This window comes from Kitasatospora sp. HPM-01-4, assembly GCF_051374625.1.
In the GTDB taxonomy this organism is placed as follows: Bacteria; Actinomycetota; Actinomycetes; order Streptomycetales; family Streptomycetaceae; genus Kitasatospora.
Window position 1 is genome coordinate 2422290 of record NZ_JBPQGP010000005.1, and the last position, 25082, is coordinate 2447371.

The window sequence follows — 25082 nt, forward strand, 5'->3', positions numbered from 1 at the left end:
TCATGCGGGCTGTCGTGACTGAGAAGCAACTCGGTACATGGGCTGAGGAGTTACGGCTAGGTCCGCGATTGAGGTCGGGACGTGCCGGCCTGGAGGGTCGGCTGGTGGTTGATCAGCAGGCTGCCTGCCGGGCGAGCACGAGTTCGGCGCTCGGCCAGGAGCACTGCCTCAACGTTGCGCCACGCCTTCGACGAAGACAGCAGCGGGTGCCTCACCATCGCCCGACTCATCCGGCCTTTGGGCAGCCGCTGGACCTGTCGGACGCGCACTTCCGCACACGGTCACCGACCCGCTGGCCCGCGTCACCACGTGTAACTGGACTCCGGACGGCCGGCCCACCTGCCGCACGGATCCAGACGGGCAGACCGAACGGTGGAAGTACGACGCCGACGGCAATCTGCTCGAGCACACTGACGAGACGGGCGCCACCGAGCGCTTCGAGTACACGTACTTCGACCGTCTGTCCGCCCGCATCGGCTCTGACGGAGCACGATACGAGTTCGGCTACGACACCGAGCTCAGGATGGTCCACGTCACCAATCCGCGTGGCCTCACGTGGAATTACGAGTACGACCCGGTCGGCCGAGTGGTCGCCGAGCGGGACTTCAACGGACGCCACTTGCGGTACGAGGTCGACGCCGCCGGCGAATTGGCCTCGCGGACCAACGGCGCCGGCCAGGTGGTCCGCTACCGACGGGATGCCCTCGGCCGCACGCTCGAGCAGCACGCGGACGGAGCGGTCACCACCTTTTCCTATGACCCGGCCGGTCGTCTGCTGCACACCGCCAGGCCAGGAGTCGAGATCTCCATCGGCTATGACTCGTTCAAGCGCCCGATCGAAGAGACCTGCAACGGCCTCACCCTGGCCCACGGCTACGACCCACTGGGGCGACTGACACTCCGGCGGACGCCCAGCGGTTCGGAAAGCTCCTGGTCGTACGGACCTCACGGCCGGATCGACGCCCTGGCCGTGGGATATCGTGGGCGCTCCGTTTCGGGTACGACCGTGTCGGCCACGAAATCTCCCGCGAGTTCGGCGGTGTGCGGCTGGCCCAGACCTGGGGCGGTGCCGACCGGCTCCTTGATCAGTGCATCAGCACGTCCGCGGACGCGGTCGCGCGGGTACTGCAGCAGCGGTCCTTCACGTACCGGCCTGACGGCCGCCTCACGGAAATCGCCGATGCGGCCGGCGGCTCCCGCAGCTTCGATCTGGACGCCTCGGGCCGGATCACCGCCGTCACGGGCGGGAACTGGCAGGAAGCCTACGCCTACGACCAGACCGGGCACATCATCCAGGCCGCCTGGCCAGAGCGTGCTGACACCGCCGAGGAGAGCACCGCCGGCGCGCGCGCATACGCTGGCGCCCTGCTCCAGCGCGCTGGACGGACTCACTACGAGTACGACGGCCAAGGCCGCCTCGTCCGGCAGACCCGACAGCTCCTCTCCGGCGGAGTCCGGGTCTGGCAGTACACCTGGGACGCCGACGACCGCCTGGTCTCACTGACCACACCGAGCGGAGAGCACTGGCGATACCTCTACGATCCGTTCGGCCGACGTGTGGCGAAGTACCGGATGGATGCGGACGGCACGAACGCGCTGGAGCAGACCGTCTTCGTCTGGGACGGCACCGTTCTCGCCGAGCAGGTCCACACCGACTTCCGAACCGGCACGGTGCAGACCACCACCTGGACTGGGAGCCGGAGGAGCACCGGGCGCTCACCCAGACGGTCAGCCTGCGGGATGCCTCACAGCGCGAGATCGACCGGCGCTTCTACATGATCGTCACGGACCTGGCCGGCACACCGACCGAACTCGTCGACGAGCACGGAACGATCGCCTGGCGCGCCCGGACCACCCTGTGGGGCGCATCGACCTCGCCTTCGGACGCCCCCGCGGAGTGCCCGCTGCGGTTCCCCGGCCAGTACCTGGACCGCGAGAGCGGTCTGCACTACAACCTCTACCGCTACTACGATCCCCGGACCGGACGCTACCTGAGCCCTGACCCGATCGGCCTCGAACCCGCGCCCGACCCGTACATGTACGTCGGCAACCCCCTGACCGAGATCGACCCGCTGGGACTGGCCAAGAAGGCCAGGTGCGAGTTCATCATCCGCTACGGAAGCGAAGCCGAGGCCAAGCAGTCTCTGGCCGCCAACGACGGCAAAGGCGGTCTCGTACCGAAGTTCAAGCCGCACGACAAGCAGCCGAAGTGGATCGCGAAGGCGAACGCCGATCTCAACTCCGGAAACCTCGGCCAGGCGAAGCACTACACACACAAGATGGAGTTCCGGTGCAAGCCCGGCGTGCTCGAGTGGCTCAAGCAGTACGAGACCAAGCCCACCAACGAGCCGGGGCGTTTCGAGGTACCGGCCAGCCAGATCGACCGCTTCAACTCCTTCGTCGAGGAAACCACCGTCTCGAAGGTCGACCGAGGCAACGCCGGCAAGCGGAAACGACGGTGACGCACATCCGTGGGGACGGCAGCCGTAAGCTCGGGCTCGCCGATTCGAGGAGGACATCAACAGTGAGGCAGCAGACTAAGCAAGCCGACCGGGCTGACCGCGCCCGGTTCCGGACCGCCCTGTGGGCAATCGGTGAACAGTGGGGGACCGCTCCGGAGCAACTCGCCGAAGAAGTTGTCAGCGGGCTGCTGGCCTTCGCACCAAAGACCCCCGGCAACCTCGCAGCCTCCCAGCAGCTCGATGTCTCGGTAGAGGAGGACGAGTTCGGCCGCTCCGACCTCGGACTGTGTCTCAAGGACTACGGCGTCCGTCTGGACCATGTGCTGTGGCTCGCAGACGGTCTCCGCCTTCCGGAACAGGTACACGACCAGTGGCCCGATCTGACCCAGCACGAATGGGACTGTGCCCTGCGGATCACCAAGCTCATCCTGTCCGCGCTGGGGTCCACCCTGATCCACGACGGCGAGGCGGTGCCACGTCCCGCCCAGACCACGTTCCGCGCGGCTCTGTGGGCAATCGGAGACCAGCCTCAGACTGACCCGGAGCAGCTTGCCGCCGACGTGACCATGGGGCTGCTGGCATTCGCGTCGGAGACCCCGGACAACCTCGCTGCCGCCGAGCAACTCGGGGTCTCGGCACAGGAAGACGACAAGGGCTGGGACATCGGCCTATCCCTGCAACAGCCAGGGATTCGCCTGTCACGCCTACTGACGAGCGCCGTCGACAGCACGATGCCGGAGGAGCTACTGGAAGACCTCCCCGAACTCACGCAGGAGGACTGGCACACCACGCTCACCGTGACCGGGCTGATCCTCTCAGCCTTGGAATCCAACCAGATGTTCGAATGACGATAGTGCCCTTGCCGAGAACCTCATCCGTCCTGGTGAGAAGCACCGTGTGAGGGTGCACAAGTGTCGACCTCGTCGGTCGGGTCGGCGCTCTGGCAGAGCCGACGAGATCCGCGGCATGATGATCGACCGTGCTGCTACGACTGGCGTACCTGGGCGTGACGAACGCGTTCGCAATGCTGCGGCTGCTGCCGATGAGCGACCGCGAGAAGGACATGGAGATCCTTGCCCTGCGCCATCAGATCACCGTGCTGGAACGGCAACTGCACGGACAGCAGGTCCGCTTCGAAGCGAGCGACCGGGCGTTCCTGGCCGCACTGCTGCAGGGCCTGCCGACGCAGGTGCTGCGTCGGCTGCGGCTGCTGGTGCGGCCCGACACCGTACTGCGCTGGCACCGCGACCTGGTCACCCGCCGCCACGCCACCCGGCCCCGGCCGAAGCGCCCAGGCCGACCGCGCACCGTGCGCTCCATCCGCACCCTTGTCCTGCGCCTGGCCGCAGAGAATCCGGGATGGGGCTACCGGCGCCTTCACGGCGAACTGCTCGTCCTCGGCGTCAAGGTGGCCGCGTCTACGGTGTGGGAGATCCTGAAGGAGGTCGGCATCCCGCCGGCACCCGAGCGCATATCCAGCACGTGGGCCGACTTCCTGCGCTCGCAAGCGGACGCACTCCTCGCGTGCGACTTCTTCGAAACGGTCACCCTGTCCGGAGCCCGGCTGCACGTGCTCGCGGTCATCGAGCACGCCAATCGCCGGGTCCGGATCCTCGGTGCCACCGCACATCCGACCGCGTCCTGGGTGGCACAGGCGGCGAAGAACCTCGTCATGGACCTCGAGGACGCCGAGTGCCGAGCGCGGTTCCTGATCCGGGACCGGGACGGGAAGTTCCCCGAACTGCTCGACGCCGTCCTCAAGGACACGGGAATCCAGGCTGTCCTCAGCGGCGTCCGGATCCCCCGCATGAACTCCATCATGGAGAGATGGGTGCAGACCTGCCGCCGGGAGCTGCTGGACCGCACCCTGATCTGGAACCAGCGCCACCTGCTGCACGCGCTACGCGAGTTCGAGAAGTTCTACAACGAACGACCACAGGCCACACCAGGGCATCGCGAACGCCCGACCCCTCTGTGCGCTTCCCGAGCCGATCGACAACCTTGAGCAAATCGCCCGCCTCGACATACGCCGAACCGACCGACTCGGCGGACTCCTCCACGAGTACCAACATGCTGCCTGAGCAGGGCGGATGAGGTTTTCGGCAAGGGCAGGGCGCATCGGCGATGGACGCACTCCTCGATGCAGTCGATGGCGCGCTCGGTGAGGGTTGCACAGGCACGGGAAAAGCGCGCGAAGATGCCAGTGCGGACCAAAGCCCTTAGCGGGTGCAGGAATCGGCGCACAGGCGGGCCGAGGATGGTGCGCCGGAATGCGGCATGCAGGTCGAGGAGTACCACGGCGATGCCTGCGAGTGTCGCCGCCGCGGCAAGGGGGTGCCTCCATCGCCAGGCCGCGGTCTGTACGACGGCGCCGAGCACGAGGAACCCACCCAGGAGGGCGTGTCTGCCGCCCTCGTCGCCGGCGGCGTCCGCGCCCAGATTGCCGTGCCGGGAACGCCTTGCCCTCACATTGAAGCCGAGCGCGTGCGCGAAGGCGGACCGGGTGCCGCGGCTTCGGGAATGCGAGGGCATCCACCAGGTCCGGAAAAATACCCCCATGGGTATAGTGGAGCGAGAGGCCCGCCAGAGGGCCGTCGCATGAGGAGTTGTGATGTGTCGTCGTGTTGTCTGCCGCGCCTGCGGCAAGCCGTCCTATGCCGGGTGCGGCATGCATGTGGAGCAGGTGCTGGCCGGGGTGCCCAAGTCCGACCGGTGCGGCTGCGGCAAGGCCGCGCCGAAGGGCGGCGGCTGGCTGGGGCGGCTGTTCGGCCGGCGTTGACGGCCTGGCCGCGGTCGACCCGCTCCTGCGGGAGGCGAGAACCGTGAGCAGTGCCGCTTCCGGCTCGTACCCTTCCTTCGGGCGACCGGGTGATCTCCGGTTGGGGCTGCGCGCGAATCTGGTCCAGTTCCTGCTGCTGGTCGCGGTCAATACGCTGGTGGGCGGCATGCTCGGCCAGGAGCGCACCGTCTTGCCGCTGCTTGCCGACCGGGTGTTCCGGCTGTCCGCCCACACTGCCGCGCTGACTTACATCGTGGCGTTCGGCGCGACAAAGGCGGTGACGAACTTCTTCGCCGGGACGCTGTCGGACCGGTGGGGCAGGAAGCCAGTGCTGGTGGCAGGGTGGGTGATCGCGCTGCCGGTACCGCTGCTGCTGATCTGGGCGCCGTCCTGGGGCTGGGTCGTCTTCGCCAACGTGCTGCTCGGCGTCAACCAGGGCCTGAGCTGGTCCACCACCGTCATCATGAAGATCGACCTCGTCGGACCCTCCCGCCGGGGCCTCGCCATGGGCCTCAACGAGGCCGCCGGCTACGGTGCGCTCGCCGCCACCGCCATGGCCACCGGCGCCATCGCCGCCCACTGGGGCCTGCGCCCCCAGCCGTTCTTCCTCGGCATCGCCTACGCCGCACTCGGCCTGGGCCTGTCCGTCCTCGCGGTGCGCGAGACCCGCGAGCAGGCTCGCGCCGAGGCCGCCCTCCACCCCGCACCCGCGAACCCCGACCACCACGCCGAGCTCACCACCGGGCAGATCGCCCGGACCGTCAGCCTCACCGACAAGGCGCTGTCGGCGGCGAGCTGGGCCGGGATGGTCAACAACCTCAACGACGCCCTCGCCTGGGGCATCTTCCCCCTGCTGTACGCGGCGCACGGCCTGCCGATCGGGCTGATCGGACTGCTAGCCGCGCTCTATCCGGCCGCCTGGGGGCTGGGCCAGATCCTCACCGGCTGGTGGTCCGACCGCATCGGCCGCAAGCACCTCATCACGGCAGGGATGCTCGTGCAGGCGATCGCGATCGCCCTGGTCGCCCTCGGCACCACCTTCCCCGTGTGGGCGCTCGCCCAGGTCCTGCTCGGCGCGGGCACCGCGATGGTCTATCCGGCCCTGCTCGCCGTGATCGGCGACGTCGCCCACCCCGCCTGGCGGGCCCGCGCGGTCGGCGTCTACCGGCTGTGGCGCGACGGCGGCTTCGCCGTCGGAGCCCTGCTCGCCGGGGCCCTCGCCGACGCCTACGGCCTGGCCACCGCGATCTGGGCCGTCGCCGCCCTCACCGCCGTGGCCGGCCTCGTCGTCGCACTGCGCATGTACGAGACCCGCCGGCGGGACTGAACTCGGTCCGGCACGGCTGCGGGCCGGTTTCACCACGCTGATCAGCGTCGCGAAACCGGCCCCTGCCGTTCCGATGCTGCTGACCGAAGCGCACCACCGCACCTTCGCAGAGATACCCCAGAGGGTATTTGACGAGGGCACCGTGGTGGAGTTACCGTCGATACCAAGATGCCCCGGGGGGTATATGGAGGACAGACGTGACCCGTGAGATCGACCTCGACACCTTCGCCTCGGCCTGGGCCGACGGCGGCCTCGTCCTGGACGTGCGCGAGCCGGACGAGTACCACGTGGGGCACGTGCCCGGCGCGCTGCTCGTCCCGCTCGCGAAGCTGCCCACCTGGGCCGGCGCCCCGGCGGACCGGCCGGTGCACGTGATCTGCGCGAGCGGCAACCGCAGCATGATCGCCGCCGACTTGATGCGCGCCCGCGGTGTCGACGCCCGCTCGGTCGCCGGTGGCACCCGTGGCTGGGCTCGCGCCGGGCACCCCCTCGCCACGGGCCCGCACCCGCACTGACCCGACCCAGCGCCGCCCGGCGCACCTTCGTTCCCCAGCTCACCTGAAGTCGCGGCCCGTCGCCGACCGGCCGCCGTCTCGCCCTACCCGTTTTCATACCCCACCGGGTATACCAGGCCCCGCGTGGGCCCCGATCGGAAGGTTGTTCCCCGTGTTCTTCGCCCAGTACTACCTCGACTGCCTCTCCCAGGCGTCGTACATGATCGCCGACGAGTCCACCGGCAAGGCGGTGGTCGTCGACCCACGCCGGGACATCTCCGAGTACCTGGCCGACGCCCAGGCACGCGGCTTCACCGTCGAGGCCGTCATCAACACCCACTTCCACGCCGACTTCGTCGCCGGCCACCTGGAGATGGCCGCCCGCACCGGCGCCTGGATCGGCTACGGGCAGCAGGCCGAGACCGAGTACCCGATCCGCCACCTCGCCGACGGCGAGCGGATCAGCCTCGGCGAGGTGACCCTGCAGATCATAGAGACCCCCGGCCACACCCCGGAGTCGATCAGCGTCCTGGTCTACGAACACGCCGCCGACGAGGTCCCCTACGGCGTGCTGACCGGAGACGCGCTGTTCATCGGCGACGTCGGCCGCCCCGACCTGCTCGCCTCGGCCGGCGTCACCGCCGAGGAGCTCGGCCGGATGCTCCACCACAGCGTCCAGCACAAGCTGACGGGCCTGCCCGACGAGGTGCGGGTCTTCCCCGCCCACGGCGCAGGCTCGGCCTGCGGCAAGAACCTCTCCACCGAGAAGCAGTCCACCATCGGCGCCCAGCGCGCCACCAACTACGCCTGCCGGCCGATGAGCGAGGACGAGTTCGTCGCCATCGTCACCGCCGGACAGTCCGCGGCCCCCGGCTACTTCGCCTACGACGCCACCCTCAACCGCCGGCAGCGCGACCTGTTCGACCCCGCCGCCGCACCCCGGCCGCTGCCCCTGGAGGAGTTCCGCGCCGAACACGCCGCCGGAGCGGTCGTGGTGGACACCCGCAGCCCGCAAGAGTTCGGCACCGGCCACCTGCGCGGCGCGATCAACATCCCCGCCGACGGCCGCTTCGCCGAACAGGCCGGCACCGTCCTGACCCCCGACAGCCGCATCCTGGTCATCGCACCGCAGAACCGCGAGGAGGAGATCACCACCCGCCTCGCCCGCATCGGCTTCGACCACGTGGCCGGCTACCTGCTGGGCCCCGACGACGCCCTCGCCGCGATGCCTGACGAGGTCACCCCGGCCAGCCGCCTGACCGCCGACCAACTGCGCACCGCTCTCGCCGGCGACCAGCCCCCGGTAGTCCTGGACGTCCGCAACTGCTCCGAACGCGCCGGCGGCCACATCGACGGCTCGCTCCACATCGCGCTGGGCGAACTGCCCCACCGCCTGGACGAGATCCCCACCGACCGCCCCCTGGTCCTGCACTGCGCCGGCGGCCACCGCTCCTCCATCGCCGCCAGCCTGCTGCGCCACCACGGCTTCGAGGACGTCTCCGACATCCTCGGCGGCTACGGCGCCTGGGCACTGCTCACCGAAACCGCCTGACCGGCCCCCTCAGACGCCGGGATCCGGCACGGAGGCCGACCGTCATCAGCCCTCCACCCCGGACCCGGCCCCCAAGCCAGGCCCTGGCCCCCGAACCAACGGTGTCCGACGCGAGACCACCCCCACCGCCCCCGCCGGACACCCGCGCCGAGCCATACCTCGACATATACCCGGGTGGGTATTTAGCCCACCTGGCAGAACCATGGAGACCCCATGACCGCCCCCACCCGCACCCCCGCCGGCATCGACACCGCCGCCCTGAGGGAACTCACCAAGGACGGCAGCGGCCCGCGCCTGCTGGACGTGCGCACTCCCGGCGAGTTCCACACCGTCCACATCCCCGGCGCCTACAACGTGCCCCTGGACACGCTGCGTGAGCACCGCGCCGAGCTGCTCCACCACCTCGACGAGGACACCGTCCTGATCTGCCGCTCCGGCGCCCGCGCCGCCCAGGCCGAGCAGGCCCTCTCCGCCGCCGGACTGCCCAACCTGCGCGTCCTTCAGGGCGGCATGGTCGCCTGGGAGGCGGCCGGCGGCCCGGTGGCCCGCGGGGCGGCCCGCTGGGAACTGGAACGCCAGGTGAGGTTGATCGCCGGTTCGATCGTGCTCGTCTCCGGACTGGCCGGCCTCGCGATACCCGGCCTGCACCTGATCGGCACCGCCGTCGGCGCCGGCCTCACCTTCGCCGCCGTCACCAACACCTGCGCGATGGGCATGCTGCTCGCCAAGCTCCCCTATAACCGCGGCCCGCGCACCGACATCGACTCGGTGATCGCCGCCCTCAGGAGCCGGCCGTGATCACCCTCGCCATCGCCGCCTCACTTCTGATCGGGATCCTCCTCGGGATCCTGGGTGGCGGCGGATCCATGCTCACCGTCCCGATCCTGGTCTACCTGGCCGGCCAGGACACCAAGCAGGCCATCACCACCTCCCTGTTCGTCGTCGGCGTCACCAGCATCGCCGGCCTGATCTCCCACGCCCGCGCCGGCCGCGTGCGCTGGCGCACCGGGACACTGTTCGGCCTGGCGGGCATGGCCGGCGCCTACGCCGGCGGACGAGTCGCCGCGTACATCCCCGACACCGTCCTGCTCGTCGCGTTCGCGCTGATGATGCTCGCCACCGCGGCCGCGATGCTCCGCGGCCCGCGCAAGGCCGAGAAGCAGGCCCAGGGCGAACTCCCGCTCCACCGCCTGCTCCTGCAGGGCCTCGTCGTGGGCGCGGTCACCGGCATCCTCGGCGCCGGCGGCGGCTTCCTCATCGTCCCCGCACTGGCCCTGCTGGCCGGCCTGCCCATGGGCATCGCCATCGGCACCTCACTGCTGGTCATCGCCATGAACTCCTTCGCCGGCCTGGCCGGACACATCTCCGGCGCACACCTCGACTGGAACCTGGCCCTCGCCGTCACCGCCGCCGCCGTCCTCGGCAGCCTCATCGGCGGCCGCTACGCCGGACGCATCCCCCAGCACACCCTGCGCACCGGCTTCGGCTGGTTCGTCGTCGCCATGGGCCTCTTCGTCCTCAGCCGCCAGACCGGCCCGGCCGCCCTGGCAGCCTTCCCCGCGATCGCGGCCTGGGCGCTGATCCAGCGCAGGCGCGCACGCCGCACCGAAAACCCGTCCGCAGCAGGGGTGGTGGCGCCCAGCCCGGAACCCGCCACCCGCCACTGACTGCCACAGATACCCGCTGGGGTATCCTGAAGGAAGCAGTCGGCACGAGCCAGGAGGAAACCGGTGAAGGTGGAAGAAGAAGCGACGAGCGCGGTCCTCAACCGGCTGCGCCGCGCGCAGGGGCAGCTCGCCGGCGTCATCGCCATGATCGAAGCCGGCCGCGACTGCAAGGACGTCGTCACCCAGCTCGCCGCCGTCTCCCGCGCCCTCGACCGGGCCGGCTTCAAGATCGTGGCCAGCGGCATGCGCCAGTGCCTGGCCACCGCGGACGGCGACACGCCGCCGATGTCCGAGGCCGAACTGGAGAAGCTCTTCCTCGCCCTCGCCTGACCAACCCGAGTGGCCCGACGGCACCACCTCCGCCGACGGGCCACTCGCCCGCTGCTCGGCCGCCCGAACACGCGGGGACTGCGGAACATCCACGCCAGGCTGCACGCCGAGCCGACCATCCGCCATCATCCCGCCGCCCCACGCCCCTCTCACCCGAAACACAGCCTCGCTCATAGCGACGCGCCCCAGGATTCCGCCCCGAGCCCGGCGGCACCGCAGTGCCCGAACGTCGAACGCCACTCGAACGGCTCCGCCCACCTCAGCCCCCGCCCGCTCCTGGGCCTGGCTCGCAGCGGCGCCCACCGCCACCGTGGCCGACCGCAGCGCCCCCGCCGACAGCACCAGCGCCGTGACCAGCATGAACGAGACCCGCAGCGAGCTGCCCTGGGCGATGCCGCCCACGATCGCCGGCGCCACCAGCCCGGAGGTGTAGGTAACGGTGGCCACCCGGCGATCGCCCGGCTGGGGTTCGGCCCGGCGCGGCTGGCCGCTGCGTCGGCGAGCGGCACCACCACGGCGATCCCGATGCCGAGCAGCGCGAACCCCGCGATCGCCATCGCGGGGCCTGTCGCCGTCACCACCAGCACGCCGCCCGCACCGCGCGGACCGCGCCTCATCGGCGAACTGTCCACCCGCAGTGATGAGTTCAGAACCCTATGGGCGGCGCAAAACGTCCGCCTACACCAGACCGGGACCGAGACCTTCCACCACCCGGCCGTCGGCGGCCTGGCCGATCCGGTGGTGGCTTCCTCGTCGGCATCGGCGAGTCCGGGCGGCTCGGGCTACGGCCGTCCGTTGGTGTGCCCCTGGATGAAGGAGCAGGGCCTGCCTGCCAAAAGGCCGAGGAGACGTGACTCCTGCGCAACTTGCCGTGAGACGCCCGGACCTGCTGCCCGGGGCATAAGCCGGTGGCCGGCCATCTGCCCACCTTCGGTCATGACCCGCTCGGCGTCCTCGGCGCCCTCCCCGCCCACGGCGACCTGGTGCAGGTCAGAACCGGCCTGCACCGTGTGCACATTCCTTGCCGGCCCGATCGGGCCGACCCTTGAATATAGGGCCTCAAGCCGCCGCTCTCCCTGCTTGTCGCCCTCATTCTTCGCCACCCTCGGATTCGATTCTCAGCACCTCCGATCATCACCACCAAATAATCGCTACCGCACCCTTGTGCACTTTCCAAGGGGATCGCCCCAGTTCACGGGCCCAGGTGGTCGCCCGATTCGCCTCCCCGGCCCCATGATCCGCCCACTGCCGCGCCACGCCACTCCGCCGTAAAGCTGAGCCCAGCCCGATCACACAAGGAGTCGATTCCCGTGAACCTGACCGGTCCTCCGCGCGGACGCGTCTACCGGCGCTGCGGCTGCCGTGACACCGACAGCCGCCAGTACGGAGCCCGTTGTCCGAAACTGAACGCCGCGCCCGACCACGGCAGCTGGGCCTACGCCGTGGACCTTCCCTCCCTGGCCGGCAAACGCGAGACCCGGCGCCGCGGTGGCTTCCCCGACCAGAGCGCGGCCCTCACCGCACTGCAGAACTTCCTGCTGGCCGAGCACACCGGCATCTCGGTAGACGAGGCCCTGACCGTCGCCGACTACCTGACGGAGTGGCTGCTCTCCAAGCAGGAGGTCCTCAGTGGATGTTAAGTCCCTTTTCTCTCGGCTTGTGATCGCTCGTTCGTGTGAACCTCGACCGTACTGGCGTGCCCGTCGGGGTTCGGGTGATGTTCTGCGGCGCATGGACAGACGGGCGTATCCGAGCGACTTATCGGACGAGCAGTGGGCGTTGATCGAGCCGATGATCACTGCCTGGAAGCAGGACCGGGTGGCGCGGTCGGCGACCGGGGACCCGGGGTCCTGCGACCTGCGGGAGATCGTGAACGCGGTCTTCTACCAGAACCGGACGGGCTGTCAGTGGCGCTACCTGCCCCATGACCTGCCGTCCTGGTCAGCGGTGTTCTACTACTTCGGCCTGTGGCGCCAGGACGGGCTCGACCAGCGGATCCAGGAACTCCTGCGCTGCCAGGTCCGGGAGAGGGCCCGCCGATTAGAGGACCCGTCCCTCGTGATCATCGACACCCAGTCCGTCCGCGCGGCCGCCGGTGTTCCGAAGACCACGACGGGACTGGACGCGAACAAGAAGGTGTCGGGCCGCAAGCGGGGACTGGCTGTCGACGTCGTGGGGCTGATCATCGGTGTCGTCGTCCTGGCCGCCTCCGCTCACGACAACACCGCCGGCACTGCCCTGCTCGACCAGGCCGCCGAACGGTGCGGGATGCGTCTGGAGAAGGCCCTGGTGGACCAGGGCTTCAAGGACGAGGTCGTCATCCACGGTGCACTGCTGGACATCGACGTCGAAGTCGTCCGCCGCAACCCGGCCGACCAGGGCAAGGGCTTCGTCCCGCAGCCGAAACGGTGGGTGGTGGAGCAGACGAACGGCACCTTGATGCTGCATCGGCGCCTCGCTCGCGAGTACGACCACAGGCCCGACACCTCCGCCTCACGCGTCTACTGGGCCTCCACCGCGAACATGACCCGCCGCCTCACCACACCAGCCCCGGCCTGGCGCGACACCCTCGGACTGGCAGCGTGAACGTCGCCGAACTCCTGGCAGACCTCCGAACCCGGCAGGACGAGGCCGCCGCCCGGGCCGCAGAACTACGAGCCCGGATTGAAGAGCTCGCCGCCGACCTGACCGAGACCGAAGCGCGGCTCACAGACCTGGCCACCGCCCGAAAGATCATCGCGGAGGTCACGCCGGCGGGAACCGAATCCGAACCACCCGAGACGAACACCACCTACCAGGCCATCGTGAATGCCTTCAACCAGCACCCCGACCAGGCATTCCGGGCACGCGAGCTGCACGACCTCCTCGGCATGCCCACCGACGAGGCGTCCGTCAACATCACCCGCAGCCGCCTCGGACGCCTCACCCACCAAGCCTTCCTCACCCAACCCGGACGAGGCCGCTACCAGAAACGGACTTAACGTCCACTCAAGGCCCCCACCTACGCGGGCTACCACCGCCACGTGTCGGCGTACACGTGAACGTCCCCAGCCACGTACGGATGAACGTGGCCGCTTCTTGATGCGTCGTGGGCTGTTGCCCGACACTCTGCTGCTTGGTCGGTGAGGAGAGTGCGGAGGGCGGCTGACGGTGGTTCTGGATCCGCATCGCTGGTTGGAACTGAGGCGTTTCCGTGGCCTGTTCGATTCCGGGTCGATGAGTCTGTCGGAGATCGCCAGGGAGACGGGGCTGGACCGGAAGACGGTCCGTAAGTACCTCTCGGCCCCGGGCCCGGCCACCCCACCACGCCGGTCGTCGAACGGACGCTCGCGGGCAAGGGTCATCGACGAGTTCGCGCCGCTGGTCGACTCGATGCTCCGGGCGGAGGTCCTGATGAAGGCCGCCGTGATCCACGAGCGCCTGGCCACCGAGTACGGGTTCACCGGGAACTACCAGCGCGTCAAGCTCTACCTCCAGGAGGCCCGCCCGCGGATCGCCGAAGAACTCGGCATCACACCGAAGGAGCTGGCGGGGATGCACCGCCGGTTCGAGGTGATCCCGGGCGCCCAGGCCCAAGTGGACTGGGGGGACGAGGGCAAGATCCTCGCCCACATGGGCATCGACAAGGTCTACTCCTTCCACATGACGCTGTCGTACTCGCGCGACCCGTTCTGCTGCTTCACCACCAGCCAGGACCTGCAGACGTTCTTCGACTGCCACCGCAGGGCGTTCGCGCACTTCGGCGGGGCACCGATGACGATCGTCTACGACCGCACCAAGACCGTCGTCCGCCGCCACGTCGCCCCGGGCGAGGCGGTCCCGCTGCACCCGGAGGCGGTCGGCTTCGCCGGCCACTACGACTTCGACCCCGACGTCCTGGCCGCCTACCGCCCCACCGGCAAAGGCCGGGTCGAACGCCAGGTCCTGATCGTCCGCGACCACGTCCTGTCCGGCCGGGCCTTCTCCTCCATCGAGGAGATGGACTCCGCGTTCGCCGCCTGGGTGCCCATCCGGCGCGCTCAGATCCACAAGACACACCGCGAAGTCATCGGCGAGCGGGCGGCCCGCGACCACGCGGCCCTCAAACCGCTGCCACCCACCCCGTATCTGGTGGCCGAGCGGCACCTGCGGCCCGTCGGCAAGGACTGCCTGGTCGCCTTCGGCGGCAACCTCTACTCGGTGCCGGCCCGCAAGGTGCGACCGCGCCAGCTGGTCGAGATCCGGGCCACGAAGTCGCAAATCATGCTGCACTCCACCGTCCCCGGCACCGACGGCGAGACACTGCTGGCCATGCACGCCAGGGCGGTCGGCCGGGGTGCCCGCGTCGTCCAGGAGACGCACTGGGACGGCCTGCCCACCGGCAAGGGACGCCGGACCACCACGGGTGATGTCCCCTCCCAGCCCCGCCACGAGCGGCCTCTCGGCCGGGAAGCCGGACCCCTGCAATCCCTGCTGAACCGGGCCGCGATCACCCGCATCGAAGTCGGCCGCCGTCCGCTGTCGGTCTACGACGAGCTGACCGGTACCCGCCCCTTCACCACCAACCGACCGACGAAGGAACCCTCTTGAGCCAGCTGACCGGCAACCGCATCCGGACCACGGCCGCCAAGCTCGGCCTGCCCCACCTGGCGGAGACCATCAACGAGTTCACCCGGCGGGCGGACGAGGCGAAGATGGGCTACCTCGACTTCCTCGACCTGGTCCTGTCCGAGGAACTCGCCGTCCGCGACGACCGGCGCTTCCGCCAGGGCCTGCGGCTGTCGAAGCTGCCCCACCACAAGACAATCGACGAGTACGACTTCTCCTTCCAGCCCGACCTCGACCCGCGCAAGGTCAAGGACCTCGCCACCCTCTCTTTCGTCGAGGCCAAGGCCAACGCCGCCCTCCTCGGGCCGCCCGGGGTGGGAAAGACACACATCGCCGTCGGGCTCGCGGTCGCGGCCTGCCGAGCTGGTTACTCCATCTACTTCACCAGCCTCGACGACATGGTCCGCAACCTCAAGGCCGCCGAGACAGCCGGTCGCCTGGCCAACAAACTCGGCACCTACCTGCGGCCCGGCGTCCTGGTGGTCGATGAGGTCGGCTACCAGCCCCTGGAGCGAGCCGAGGCGAACCTGGTCTTCCAGGTGATCTCCAAGCGCTACGAGAAGGGCTCGATCATCCTGACCTCGAACAAGACCTTCAGCGAGTGGGGACAAGTCTTCGGCGACGAGGTCCTCGCCACCGCCATCCTCGACCGGCTCCTCCACCACTGCGACGTGATCTCCATCAACGGCCCCAGTTACCGCCTGAAGAACCGCCTCAAGGCCATCGAGCGAGACGCGGAAGTGGCCTGACATCCAGCCTCGTTGGACGTCGACTGTCCGCCGAGCTTGACCGGTGTCAGTGTGCGTCAGGAGTAGAAGCCTCGGCCGTACTCTTCGCGGTTCAGCTGGAAGTCGTCCGGTCGATCACGGCGGAGCTCCTCGTAGCGCGCGACGAAGGCGTCCAACGCCTCGTGCAACGTGCAGTCCGACACCTCCCGGATTGCCTTGATCGCGAAGACGATCCGGTGATCCAGGATGTCGCGGTCTACGCTCTCCGGCAGCTGTCCCATGGGGTCGACAGCGTAGCGGAGGCCCCGCGTGCACTGGGCCTGAGCGGTTGGGACCTCCTGGCAAGCAGCCAAGATCTGGCGCCAGAGACCGCCTGATAGCTGGGGACGTTTAGGCGTACGCAGTTGGGGAGTCAAGGCCGTACGCCGACACCACGTCCACCACGACCTCATACCGGCCTTCGGCCCACTACCCCTCACCGACCTGCGCGACCGGCACGTCACCACCTGGTCCCGTCGACAACTGGCCGCCGACCGCGGACGCCCCACCGTCCACCGCTGCTGCGCCATCCTCTCCAGCGCCATGAACGCCGCCGTCAGCGCCGACCTGCTGGCACGCAACCCCGCCCGTAACGCGGCCTTGAAGCGACCCGCCGCCCCCGAGCGGCTCTGCTGGACCCCGCAGCAGGCCTCCGCCTTCCTGCACCACAACGCCGAGACCTACAACGACGTCTACGCCGACATCTTCGAGGTCATCCTCGGCACCGGCATGCGCCGCGGCGAGGCCCTGGGCCTGCACTGGCCCGACATCCACCTCCAGCAGCGCGTCCTGTTCGTGCGCTGGACCCTGGCCTCGGTGAACAACGCCCGCCTGCACCTGCAAGCACCCAAGACCCGCGCCAGCCGCAACTGGGTCAGCCTCTCCCCCCGCGTCACCGCCGCACTACGCCGCCAAGCCGCCCGCCACCGCAGCACCCGCCCCGACCAACCCCGCCTCCAGGGCATGGTCTTCACCCGCCCCGACGGCAAACCCATCAACCCCGAGCGCCTCCTGCACACTCTGCGCCGGCGCTCGGTCGAGATCGGCCAGCCCAAGATCGGCCTTCACGACCTCAGGCACACCGCCGCCACCATCATGATCAGCTCCCAGGTGCCACTCGCCGTCGTCTCCAAGACCCTGCGGCACTCCACCCTGGCCACCACCGTCAACATCTACGGCCACCTGCTCCCCCAAGCCGCCCGCGAAGCCGTGACCGCCCTCTCCGACGCACTCGACCACGCAGACCTCCCCCGCGAAACTAACTGACGGTCCATCAGATAGTGCGATCACCTCGCACCCACCCCACCCGAAAACCACCAGGTCAGAGCGCCTGACGCGACCACCCTGCGACCACGCGCCCTCCGGAAACGAGCGAGAGCGGGTACCTGGATTCCCAAGTACCCGCTCTCACAACCGACTTCACAGTCGGGACGACAGGATTTGAACCTGCGACCCCTTGACCCCCAGCTTTGGGGCCTACCTGAACGCCGTCCGGCGCCCCAGGGCGCCGGACACAGATCCCCGCACCCAATGTGCGGCCTCGTCAGCCAGGCCACCAGTTGCCCTCACCCCGGGTCCAGCGGTCCCAGCACTCCGAAAGCCTCCACGAGGCGGTCCGGTGCGGCCTGCTTCCATGAATCCACAAGAATGTCGTACAGCTCGGCCATGTCTTCCAGAGCGCCGAGTCGCACGCGCACCCAGGCGGAAGACACCTCATGCGGTGGCACCCAGAACTTCTCCGGCTCCGCAGCGATCAACTCCGCCCGATCATGCTTCGGACACCGCACAGCGAATGACGTCTGATCGTCAGGGACCGTGATGAACATCTTCCCGGCGACCCGAAACGTCGGCATGCTCCACGCCTCCTTCTCCACGGTCTCCGGGAGGGACAACGCGATACGACGGACATCATCGGCATCTACCACGGTCACCACCCTAGTAGGGCTTGGTCAGGTCGGTTTTCGTGTGGGTATGTCTCGATGACAGGTGGGGCAGGCACCGGCCCAGGTCGCCAGAAGGATCTGGAGCTCGCGGACGACTTGGTAGAGGCTCAGGCCGGCCCCGCGTCTTTTGGGGCGGTGGCCAGTCTGCGCAGGGTGCAGAACGCGTGGGCGAGGGAGACCAGCGTGACGTGGTGGTGCCAGCCGGTGAACGTGCGGCCCTCGAAGTGGGCCAGGCCGAGGGCCTGTTTCATCTCTCGGTAGTCGTGCTCAACTCGCCAGCGGAGCTTGGCCATTCGCACCAGAGTGGTCAGCGGGGTGTCAGCGGGCAGGTTCGAGAGCCAGAACTGGACCGGCTCGGCTTCCTTGGCGGGCCATTCGGCCAGCAGCCAGCACTCGGCCAGTTCCACGCCCTCGGTGGCCTCGCGGATCTCGCGTCCGGCAGGGCGGATCCGCAGCGCCACGAAGCGCGAGTACATCCGTTTGAAGCCGCTCTTCGTCTTGCCGGGGCGCGATCCCTCCCGCCACGACACCGGCCTGGCTGCTTTCGGACCGGCAGCGATGACCAGGTCCTTCACGCTGCGGGCCTTGTCCGGGTACTTCGCCACCGGCGGCCGGCCAGTGCCGCTGTAGGCGGGCGTGAACGGCCGGGCTTCGGCTGGGTGCGCGGTCGGCGTGGTGGAGATCCCCACCACGTAGTGCAAGCCGCGTTGCTGGAGGCCGAGGCGGAAGGCTGCGGCGTCGCCGTATCCGGCGTCGGCGATGGCAAGCGGGACGTGGACACCCCAGCACCGGGTCTCGTCGATCATGTCCAGGGCCAGCTGCCACTTCTCCACATGGCCCAGGCCGGCGGGGATACCGCACCGGTCACGGCGGGCGACCTTGTCCGGGTCCGCCTTCGCCGATTCAGGGTCCCAGACGGCGGGGAGGAACAGCCGCCAGTTGACCGGTGCCGAGGCGTGGTCACGGGCCAGGTGGAGCGAGACGCCCACCTGGCAGTTGGTGACCTTGCCCGCGGTTCCGGTGTACTGCCGCGACACACACGCCGACGCGTCGCCGTCTTTAAGGAACCCCGTGTCGTCGATGATCAGCGCGGTCGGATCGATGGCGTCCTGCATCCGCCAGGACAAGCGAGCCCGGACATGCGCCGGATCCCAGGGACTTGTCGTGACGAAGTGCGCGAGAGCCTGTCGGTTTCCGTCCTCCCCAAGCCGCGCGGCCATCGGCTCCACCGACTTCCGTTTGCCGTCCAGGAGCAGCCCACGGACATAAGCCTGCCCCCAACGCCGCTGGTCAGCACGCGTGAACGCTTCGAACAACTCCGCCGTGAACGCCTCCAGGTCCTCCCGGACCTCGGCCATCTCCCCAGGTGTCACACCACACCAACGACACCACCCGACAGAAGGACACGCCACCACCGCGCCGACCTGACCAGGCCCTACTAGTGCCGCATCAGGCAACGTTCGCCCTGTTGACGATCTTGCGTAGGCGTTCGTCGGTGGCGTGCTTGTTCCGCCAGATGATGTAGCGGCGGATCATGCTGCCCTGCTCCTTGTGGCTGGCGTGGTCTGTGCCGTCGAGGGTGAAGTAGCGCAGGGCGGTGAACTGGGCCTCGATGCGGTTCAGCCATGAGGAGTTGGTGGGGGTGTAGGCGATTTCGACGTTGTTCGCTTCGGCCCACTTCGCCACCCGGCGGCAGCGCTTGGTGGTCAGGTGCGGGGAGTAGTTGTCGCAGATGATCGCGATCCGCACGTCGGCCGGGTACAGGCTGCGTAGGTACCGGCAGAACTCCAGGAACTTGGAGCGGTTCTTGGTCTTCTTGATGTGGCCGTAGAGCTTGTCCTTGGCAAGGTCATAGGCGGCGAACAGGTGCCTCACCCCGTGCGGGCGGGTGTAGGTAGCCCGCCGCCTCGGCCGCGGCTCGCGGTCGGGATCCTTACCCTTGCCGCCGCGCTCGGCCCACTGCCGGCCAGGGTGTGGCTGGAGGTTGAGCGGGCCGAACTCGTCCAGACAGAAAATGACTTCGGGCTCGCCCTCCTCGGGTATGACCTCGCCGTCGGCGATCGCGTAGAGGTGCTCGACGCGGGCCTTCTTCGCTTCGTAGTCGGGATCCTTCGAGGTCTTCCAGGTCTTCACGCGTTGAAAGGAGACGCCCTCCTCGCGGAGCAGGACCCGAAGGCCCTCGTGGCTGATGTCGTCGACCACCCCCTCGGCGACCAGGAAGTCGGCCAGCTTGGCCAGGCTCCAGGTCGAGAACGGCAGGCCGTGCTCGGCCGGCTTGGACTTGGCGGTCTTCTTGATCTCGCGGCGCTCGGGAAGGGTGAAGGTCCTCGGCCGACCACCCTTGTACTTCGGGTAGAGCGCCGCGAAGCCGTCGACGTTGAAGTCGTGGATCACGTCCCGGATCCGGTCCGCGCTGGTGAAGGTCACCTCGGCGATCTTCGCCACGGGCATACCCTGAGCCGACAGCAGAACCATCTGGGCCCGCCGCCAGGTCACCACCGACCCGGTGCCCCTGCGGATGATCCGCAGCAGCCGCTGTCCCTCATCGTCATCGATCTCGCGCACGCGCACACGTTCAGCCACCCAAGCACCCTGACACGACGCGCCGCCCGGCACGGAACCCGGCGGCGCATCACCTCACAATAGGTCGGACCCTAACTGATCTGGTGTCATACACCAGTGGTGCCGTCGATGCGCTCCCGAAGCAGGTCGGCGTGGCCGTTGTGGCGGGCGTACTCCTCGATCATGTGGACGTAGATCCAGCGGAGGTTGACGTCCTGCTCCATGAAACGGCCGGTGTCGGTCAGGGCACGGGCGGCGCAGAGCTCGCGGGCATGGGCGATCTCCGCGTGCCAGGTGGCCAGAGCGTCGTGCAGTGTGGCGCCCTCGGCCAGTTCGAAGCCGCCGTCGGGGCCAGAAGGGTCGGCCCGCGGGTCGTAGATGGGCAGGGCCTGTTCTCCGGCGAACACTCGGCGGAACCAGTTCCGCTCCACCTCCGCCATGTGCTGGACGAGGCCGGTCAATGTGAAGCCGGACGGTGGCACGGACGCGACGATGGCTTGCTCATCGTCCAGGCCCTCGCACTTCATGGCGAGGGTGGCGCGGTGGAAGTCAAGCCAGCTTTCGAGCGTGGTGCGCTCGTCGGCGTTCAGGGGCGGCAAAGGGCGTTCGATGGCGCTCATCGGACGATTATCACCAGCGGCCGAAGCCATGGACAGGCAGGGCCTCCGGCAGGGCGAACGTTGCCTGATACGGCACTAGGACACACAGGCGACTTCCATCCTGGCCGGCACCGCAGCAGCCTGTTACGCGGCCTCGGCCCACCGTCGACCTCCACTGGGCGCCCCACGATGCCAAGCGAGGAGACTTCACCTCTACTCCGCCACCGGCAGCGCCCCCACCACGCACTCCAACACAGCATCAGCCCTGCGGCCGCTCCCCCAGCCGATCTCTGATCCGAGCCACCTCGCTCGCCCCGACGTTCGCCGACCAGATCAGCTCCGCGGACCCCTCCCGCCGGGTACCAACATGCCGCTGACCCGGCTGGATGAGGTTCTCGGCAACCGCAGGGGTGGTCGTCGGGGACGTAGATGTCGAGCAACCAGGTGACGTCGCCGCGGAGCTGTTCGTAGGTGCAGCTGACGGTGGTGTCCCAGTTGCGGTTGTCGTAGTCGTGCACATCCGCGACGTCGACGACGGGTAGGGCGAACTGCTGGGCGAGCGCAGCCGCGACCTGGTCCCGCTTCAGCGAGCCGGTGAGGAGGAGATAGTACGTCATTCGTGAGTCCCGTGGTGGACGGCGTGTGCCTTGGCGATCACGTGCGGCTCGTCGCGGAATCGGGGATGCCAGGAACCTTTGAGGGGTCGCTGCCGGCCTTGGCGGTTTCCTGTACCCACGATGCCGTCGACGGCAGGCCACAATGACCCCGCAACCGGCGAAAGCAACCGCAACCGCGGTAAGTCTCCTCGAAGGCCTGGGCGAACTGCTGCAGATGCTGCGCACTCTCCCCGATCGCGCCGGCGTCGCCGTGCAGCAGGTCCTTCGGATCGTCGCTCTGCCCGAGGTTCTTTCGCCGATCGCCGCACCGAGGTCGTCGGCGATGTGATCGCCCCAGTTGTCGACCGCGTGCGCCGCACCGTGCAGGCCGACCAGATCCAGGCCGTCCCCCATCATGTGCGCGTTGGCGTCGACGAACTCGCCGAACTCGCACTCAACAAGCTTTGTGGATTCCTATTATAATAGACCGTTGGTTGACGTGGCATCACAAGCATGCGCGAAGCGGGGGAACCGTGGCCATCGAGCTGCCCGACGAGCTCGTCTGGGTGATGAACCTGCTGGGCCTGAACTGGCCCGAGGTCAACGAGGACAAGGTGCGCGAGTTCGCCAACCACGTCCGCCAGTTCGCCAAGAACATCGACAGCACCCACGAGAACGCCACCTCGACCATCCGGCGCATGTCGGAGGCCTACCAGGCGGACTCCTACCAGGTCTTGGTGGAGCGCTGGGCCAAGATGTCATCCGACCACATGACCGAGCTGGTCGAGGTCTGCGGCACTGTCGCCACCGTGCTGGACGTCGCGGCCGACGCCATCGTCGGCGCCAAGGTGGCCGTCATCACCGAGTTAGGCATCATGGCGGCCGAGTGCATCGCCGACCAAGCCGCCGCTGTCGCCACGCTGGGCGCAGCCGAAGCCGCGGAGGTCTTGCTCATCGAGGCCACCAAGAAGGTAGTCAACGGCATCTTGCAGCAGGTCGAGCAGCAGATCATCGGCGAGCTGGTGGGGAAGGCCGTCGGCCCGCTGGCGGAAGTGGTCGAGCGGGCGGCCGGCGGACTGGTCTTCGAGGGAGTCCAGGCCGCGCTGGGTGGTGGTGCCCCGGCTGGCGGTGGGGGTGGCGGCTCAGGATTCCAGGTGCACCCCGAACAACTCCTTCAGCACGCGGCCAAGCTGCACGAGCACGCGGAAGAGGTGGCCGGCCACGGCCGAACTTTCGCCGCTGCTACAGCGGAGGTGTCGTTCAGTTGAGCCACCCCATTGCCAAGGCGCTCGAAGAGGCCGCCGAGAAGATCGGCATGTCCCTGAGCAAGGACGCTTCCCACGCCGTCGCCGACATGTACAAACAGGCCGGCCAAGGCACCGAGAAGGTCGTCAAGCACATCACAGAGGCCGACGAGGCCCACAAGCGCGAGATCATCAAGCTGGCGCAGAAGATCGGCAAGAACGACGGCATGATCGGCCCCGGCGCCCGAGCTCGCATCGTTAGGCAGGCCGACGCCAGGACCAAGATCGGCCAGCACTTCGGCGTCCAAGGCGAGTACGACGCCCACATGGTGGTGGACAAGGCCAGGTATCCCAAGTCGGCCAAGCACATCGAGCAAGCTCAAAAAGGCCAGATTTGGCGTGGCGACAAGTCTCGCCAGGGCACGGCGAAGCCGAAGATCCTGACCGTTGACAAGGACGAGTCCCATGCGGACCAGAACCGCGATAACTCGCTGCGAGGCATCGCCACCCGGCCGCCAGACGACCGGGACGAGTACCCACCCGCCATGTACAAGGAGGGCGGCAAGGGTGCGAGCGTAAAGTACATACCTGCGAGCGACAACCAGGGGTCCGGGTCAAGCATGGGTAGTGCCGTCCGCGGGTTATGGGACGGAGCTAGAGTCAAGATCAGCGTGAGATGACCGGTTGGAAGGAGACTGGGTGAACGCCGCAGAGCGGCTGATCTCGCAGGCGCGGCGCGGCCGGTTCAACGAGTTGCTGCCTGACCTGCTGGAGATGGCAAGGCAACCGGGTGGCGACCGGGACGAAGCCTGGGAGGCCGCCGCAGCGGCCATCCAGATCCTTGGCTGGCATGACCGATTTGCCGAGGCCGCCGATCTGGCTGAGGCCATCATCTCGCGGGACGGTCCGCTCGGTGGTGAACTGTGCGACCAGGACATGCCTTTCGGCACCTCATTCCTGGCCAGTGAGCTCCACACGGGAACACCTGCCCAGCCGCGCCTGCTGGCGGCAGCCAGCAGCATCCCCGAGGGCCGAATTCTGGGCGACGACCTGCTGTTCCTGGCGAATGAACTTCCTCAGCGACGCGTCGAGGAACTGCTGCCCAGCTATTTCGAGTGGGGCGGTCCCTCGGAGGCATTGGACCCGGGTGACGCTGAACTCGCCGAGCGTGACTTCAGCACGCTGGACTCCGACGACAAGTACACCCTCTGGCAGGCCTTGACCGAGGCCAACGACTTCGAGCAGGCCCACCGGCTGGCCGAGTCCTCCGGCGAGGTACCGGACCGGTACGCCGCCTGCCTGTGGATGGCCGGTTGGTACGCCACCCGCGGCGATGTCGTCCGCGGTGAGAAGATGCTCCTCGCAGCCCAGAGCCGGTGGTGGCCATACATGAAGTGGGACGCTATCCCCGACGATCCGGTGTTGCAGCCGACCCTGCGCCTGGTAGTGACCGACCGGGTACGCGAGCAGTACTTGACCCGGCCGATTGGCCCCGAAGCGGAGAAGACGGCATGACGCAGAGCGCACTCGGCCAACTGCTGGCCCGAGCCCGCGGCCCGATGGGCCCGGACATCGACCTGGACTTCGGCGTGGAATCGGGTCCGTTGGCGGAGCTCGGGCAGCTGATTACCCGGATGAACGGCTTCTTCGCCTTCAACGCCGGCATCCAGGTATTCCGAGTAGGCGAGGAAGGCCTCGGCCACGACATGCTGTCGTGGAACACCGGAGAGGTATGGAAGGACACCTACGGTGGCCTGGCCGACGACCTGTTCTGCTTCGGCCAGGACATCTTCGGGGTTCAGTTCGCCATCCTCGGCCGGGACCAGGTGGTCCGGTTCAATCCGGAGACCACTGCCACCACGCTCATCGGCAACAGCCTGGATGACTGGGCCCAGTGGCTTCTGGCTGACCCTGACATCAACGGCGCCAACTCCTTCGCCTACGCCTTCCAGAAGGAGAACGGGCCGCTGGAACCGAACGAGCGACTGGTGCCGTTGCAGTTCTTCTCGCTGGGCGGCAGCTACGACTTCGACAACATGGCGGTCCACGACGCTGCCGACGCCATGCAGATCCGCGGCCCCATCGCACAGAAGATCCACAAGCTGCCGGACGGCGCCACGATCCACCTCAGCGCGGAGTAGTCGATAGGGGGTGCCTGGCTGGCGAGGTCACC

General features: G+C 68.5%; 26 protein-coding genes and 4 pseudogenes. 23 read left to right on the forward strand and 7 right to left on the reverse strand.

Translation table 11 applies throughout. The annotated features are described in order from the left end of the window. Positions 1-292: 292 nt before the first annotated feature. The 12 genes and pseudogenes from ACSMTC_RS40635 to ACSMTC_RS10250 all read left to right on the forward strand — a co-directional run. Positions 293-775 (forward strand): annotated as a pseudogene (locus tag ACSMTC_RS40635) (type IV secretion protein Rhs); the annotation flags it as partial. A gap of 266 nt (positions 776-1041) precedes the next feature. Then, entirely contained in the window at positions 1042-1779 is a 738-nt protein-coding gene (locus ACSMTC_RS10200) for a hypothetical protein (protein WP_436559345.1), read from the forward strand. Further along, entirely contained in the window at positions 1776-2462 is a 687-nt protein-coding gene (locus ACSMTC_RS10205; RefSeq protein ID WP_436559346.1) for an RHS repeat domain-containing protein, read from the forward strand. Before ACSMTC_RS10200 ends, ACSMTC_RS10205 begins: the two co-directional genes overlap by 4 nt. 62 nt (positions 2463-2524) lie before the next feature. After that, positions 2525-3310, forward strand: coding sequence for a hypothetical protein (locus ACSMTC_RS10210; protein ID WP_436559347.1), 786 nt, complete (start codon positions 2525-2527; stop codon positions 3308-3310). 131 nt (positions 3311-3441) lie between these two features. Next, a pseudogene (locus tag ACSMTC_RS10215) lies at positions 3442-4543 on the forward strand (integrase core domain-containing protein). A gap of 530 nt (positions 4544-5073) precedes the next feature. Continuing rightward, positions 5074-5241 carry a hypothetical protein gene (locus ACSMTC_RS10220; RefSeq protein WP_436559348.1) on the forward strand — a complete coding sequence of 56 codons (168 nt, stop codon included), beginning with the start codon at positions 5074-5076 and terminating at the stop codon, positions 5239-5241. A gap of 43 nt (positions 5242-5284) precedes the next feature. Further along, positions 5285-6568, forward strand: a complete 1284-nt coding sequence (locus ACSMTC_RS10225; RefSeq protein WP_436559349.1) for an MFS transporter — start codon at positions 5285-5287, stop codon at positions 6566-6568. Positions 6569-6765: 197 nt separating this feature from the next. Then, entirely contained in the window at positions 6766-7083 is a 318-nt protein-coding gene (locus tag ACSMTC_RS10230; RefSeq protein ID WP_436559350.1) for a rhodanese-like domain-containing protein, read from the forward strand. Positions 7084-7234: 151 nt separating this feature from the next. Then, a complete protein-coding gene (locus ACSMTC_RS10235; protein WP_436559351.1) occupies positions 7235-8614 on the forward strand; it encodes an MBL fold metallo-hydrolase in 1380 nt (459 codons plus the stop codon). 213 nt (positions 8615-8827) lie between these two features. Then, positions 8828-9412, forward strand: coding sequence for a rhodanese-like domain-containing protein (locus tag ACSMTC_RS10240; protein ID WP_436559352.1), 585 nt, complete (start codon positions 8828-8830; stop codon positions 9410-9412). After that, on the forward strand, positions 9409-10281 hold the full coding sequence (locus ACSMTC_RS10245; protein ID WP_436559353.1) for a sulfite exporter TauE/SafE family protein: 873 nt from the start codon (positions 9409-9411) through the stop codon (positions 10279-10281). Before ACSMTC_RS10240 ends, ACSMTC_RS10245 begins: the two co-directional genes overlap by 4 nt. 63 nt (positions 10282-10344) lie before the next feature. Next, positions 10345-10611: a metal-sensitive transcriptional regulator gene (locus tag ACSMTC_RS10250; RefSeq protein ID WP_380609943.1), complete on the forward strand. Its 267-nt coding sequence runs from the start codon at positions 10345-10347 to the stop codon at positions 10609-10611. 285 nt (positions 10612-10896) lie between these two features. Here the strand turns inward: ACSMTC_RS10250 and ACSMTC_RS10255 are convergent. Continuing rightward, positions 10897-11207: pseudogene (locus ACSMTC_RS10255) on the reverse strand (MFS transporter); the annotation flags it as partial. Here ACSMTC_RS10255 and ACSMTC_RS10260 point away from each other — a divergent pair. The 6 genes from ACSMTC_RS10260 to istB all read left to right on the forward strand — a co-directional run bounded on the left by ACSMTC_RS10260 (position 11137) and on the right by istB (position 15947). Continuing rightward, positions 11137-11883 (forward strand): MmyB family transcriptional regulator, encoded by a 747-nt coding sequence (locus ACSMTC_RS10260; protein WP_436564641.1) that lies wholly within the window; start codon positions 11137-11139, stop codon positions 11881-11883. The pseudogene ACSMTC_RS10255 and the gene ACSMTC_RS10260 sit on opposite strands and share 71 nt — an antisense overlap. 38 nt (positions 11884-11921) lie before the next feature. Continuing rightward, positions 11922-12251, forward strand: coding sequence for a hypothetical protein (locus ACSMTC_RS10265; RefSeq protein WP_436559354.1), 330 nt, complete (start codon positions 11922-11924; stop codon positions 12249-12251). A gap of 91 nt (positions 12252-12342) precedes the next feature. Beyond that, on the forward strand, positions 12343-13197 hold the full coding sequence (locus ACSMTC_RS10270) for an IS5 family transposase (protein WP_436559355.1): 855 nt from the start codon (positions 12343-12345) through the stop codon (positions 13195-13197). Next, complete coding sequence (locus tag ACSMTC_RS10275; protein ID WP_436557599.1) at positions 13194-13592, forward strand: hypothetical protein; 399 nt, start codon at positions 13194-13196, stop codon at positions 13590-13592. The genes ACSMTC_RS10270 and ACSMTC_RS10275 overlap by 4 nt, the downstream gene beginning before the upstream one ends. Before the next feature lie 235 nt (positions 13593-13827). Continuing rightward, complete coding sequence (gene istA, locus ACSMTC_RS10280; RefSeq protein ID WP_436557614.1) at positions 13828-15180, forward strand: IS21 family transposase; 1353 nt, start codon at positions 13828-13830, stop codon at positions 15178-15180. Then, positions 15177-15947: an IS21-like element helper ATPase IstB gene (istB, locus tag ACSMTC_RS10285; protein WP_436557615.1), complete on the forward strand. Its 771-nt coding sequence runs from the start codon at positions 15177-15179 to the stop codon at positions 15945-15947. The genes istA and istB overlap by 4 nt, the downstream gene beginning before the upstream one ends. Before the next feature lie 56 nt (positions 15948-16003). On the opposite strand, the gene ACSMTC_RS10290 is transcribed toward istB, so the two are convergent. Further along, complete coding sequence (locus ACSMTC_RS10290) at positions 16004-16207, reverse strand: hypothetical protein (RefSeq protein ID WP_436557616.1); 204 nt, start codon at positions 16205-16207, stop codon at positions 16004-16006. Positions 16208-16508: 301 nt separating this feature from the next. Here ACSMTC_RS10290 and ACSMTC_RS10295 point away from each other — a divergent pair, with 301 nt between their 5' ends. After that, positions 16509-17231, forward strand: coding sequence for a tyrosine-type recombinase/integrase (locus ACSMTC_RS10295; protein ID WP_436559356.1), 723 nt, complete (start codon positions 16509-16511; stop codon positions 17229-17231). Between the two features lie 299 nt (positions 17232-17530). On the opposite strand, the gene ACSMTC_RS10300 is transcribed toward ACSMTC_RS10295, so the two are convergent. From ACSMTC_RS10300 to ACSMTC_RS10320, 5 genes and pseudogenes are all read right to left on the reverse strand, one after another. Continuing rightward, positions 17531-17890 carry an MmcQ/YjbR family DNA-binding protein gene (locus ACSMTC_RS10300; RefSeq protein WP_436559357.1) on the reverse strand — a complete coding sequence of 120 codons (360 nt, stop codon included), beginning with the start codon at positions 17888-17890 and terminating at the stop codon, positions 17531-17533. Between the two features lie 125 nt (positions 17891-18015). Then, the gene (locus tag ACSMTC_RS10305; RefSeq protein WP_436559358.1) at positions 18016-19281 is read right to left on the reverse strand and encodes an IS701 family transposase; all 1266 of its coding nucleotides are present in this window, start codon (positions 19279-19281) and stop codon (positions 18016-18018) included. A 76-nt stretch (positions 19282-19357) separates the two neighbouring features. Then, entirely contained in the window at positions 19358-20491 is a 1134-nt protein-coding gene (locus ACSMTC_RS10310) for an IS630 family transposase (RefSeq protein WP_436559288.1), read from the reverse strand. An 86-nt stretch (positions 20492-20577) separates the two neighbouring features. Next, positions 20578-21090 (reverse strand): DinB family protein, encoded by a 513-nt coding sequence (locus ACSMTC_RS10315; protein WP_436559289.1) that lies wholly within the window; start codon positions 21088-21090, stop codon positions 20578-20580. 633 nt (positions 21091-21723) lie between these two features. Continuing rightward, positions 21724-22082, reverse strand: a pseudogene (locus ACSMTC_RS10320) (putative T7SS-secreted protein). Positions 22083-22198: 116 nt separating this feature from the next. On the opposite strand from ACSMTC_RS10320, the gene ACSMTC_RS10325 reads away from it, so the two are divergent. The 4 genes from ACSMTC_RS10325 to ACSMTC_RS10340 are packed head-to-tail and all read left to right on the forward strand — an operon-like array spanning position 22199 to position 25050. Beyond that, the gene (locus ACSMTC_RS10325; RefSeq protein WP_436559359.1) at positions 22199-22933 is read left to right on the forward strand and encodes a WXG100-like domain-containing protein; all 735 of its coding nucleotides are present in this window, start codon (positions 22199-22201) and stop codon (positions 22931-22933) included. Beyond that, entirely contained in the window at positions 22930-23589 is a 660-nt protein-coding gene (locus tag ACSMTC_RS10330; RefSeq protein WP_436559360.1) for a NucA/NucB deoxyribonuclease domain-containing protein, read from the forward strand. The genes ACSMTC_RS10325 and ACSMTC_RS10330 overlap by 4 nt, the downstream gene beginning before the upstream one ends. Before the next feature lie 19 nt (positions 23590-23608). Continuing rightward, positions 23609-24424: a hypothetical protein gene (locus ACSMTC_RS10335; RefSeq protein WP_436559361.1), complete on the forward strand. Its 816-nt coding sequence runs from the start codon at positions 23609-23611 to the stop codon at positions 24422-24424. Next, complete coding sequence (locus tag ACSMTC_RS10340; RefSeq protein ID WP_436559362.1) at positions 24421-25050, forward strand: SMI1/KNR4 family protein; 630 nt, start codon at positions 24421-24423, stop codon at positions 25048-25050. Before ACSMTC_RS10335 ends, ACSMTC_RS10340 begins: the two co-directional genes overlap by 4 nt. The last annotated feature ends 32 nt before the right edge of the window (positions 25051-25082 follow it).

Excerpts from the sequence above, each read along its gene's own strand:
- ACSMTC_RS10340 (WP_436559362.1), top strand. The coding sequence starts at position 24,421 with ATGACGCAGAGCGCACTCGGCCAACTGCTGGCCCGAGCCCGCGGCCCG.
- ACSMTC_RS10290 (WP_436557616.1), bottom strand. The coding sequence starts at position 16,207 with ATGGGACAGCTGCCGGAGAGCGTAGACCGCGACATCCTGGATCACCGG.
- ACSMTC_RS10260 (WP_436564641.1), top strand. The coding sequence starts at position 11,137 with ATGCCGAGCAGCGCGAACCCCGCGATCGCCATCGCGGGGCCTGTCGCC.
- ACSMTC_RS10315 (WP_436559289.1), bottom strand. The coding sequence starts at position 21,090 with ATGAGCGCCATCGAACGCCCTTTGCCGCCCCTGAACGCCGACGAGCGC.
- istA (WP_436557614.1), top strand. The coding sequence starts at position 13,828 with ATGAGTCTGTCGGAGATCGCCAGGGAGACGGGGCTGGACCGGAAGACG.
- ACSMTC_RS10220 (WP_436559348.1), top strand. The coding sequence starts at position 5,074 with ATGTGTCGTCGTGTTGTCTGCCGCGCCTGCGGCAAGCCGTCCTATGCC.
- ACSMTC_RS10295 (WP_436559356.1), top strand. The coding sequence starts at position 16,509 with ATGAACGCCGCCGTCAGCGCCGACCTGCTGGCACGCAACCCCGCCCGT.
- ACSMTC_RS10205 (WP_436559346.1), top strand. The coding sequence starts at position 1,776 with ATGATCGTCACGGACCTGGCCGGCACACCGACCGAACTCGTCGACGAG.
- ACSMTC_RS10270 (WP_436559355.1), top strand. The coding sequence starts at position 12,343 with ATGGACAGACGGGCGTATCCGAGCGACTTATCGGACGAGCAGTGGGCG.
- ACSMTC_RS10240 (WP_436559352.1), top strand. The coding sequence starts at position 8,828 with ATGACCGCCCCCACCCGCACCCCCGCCGGCATCGACACCGCCGCCCTG.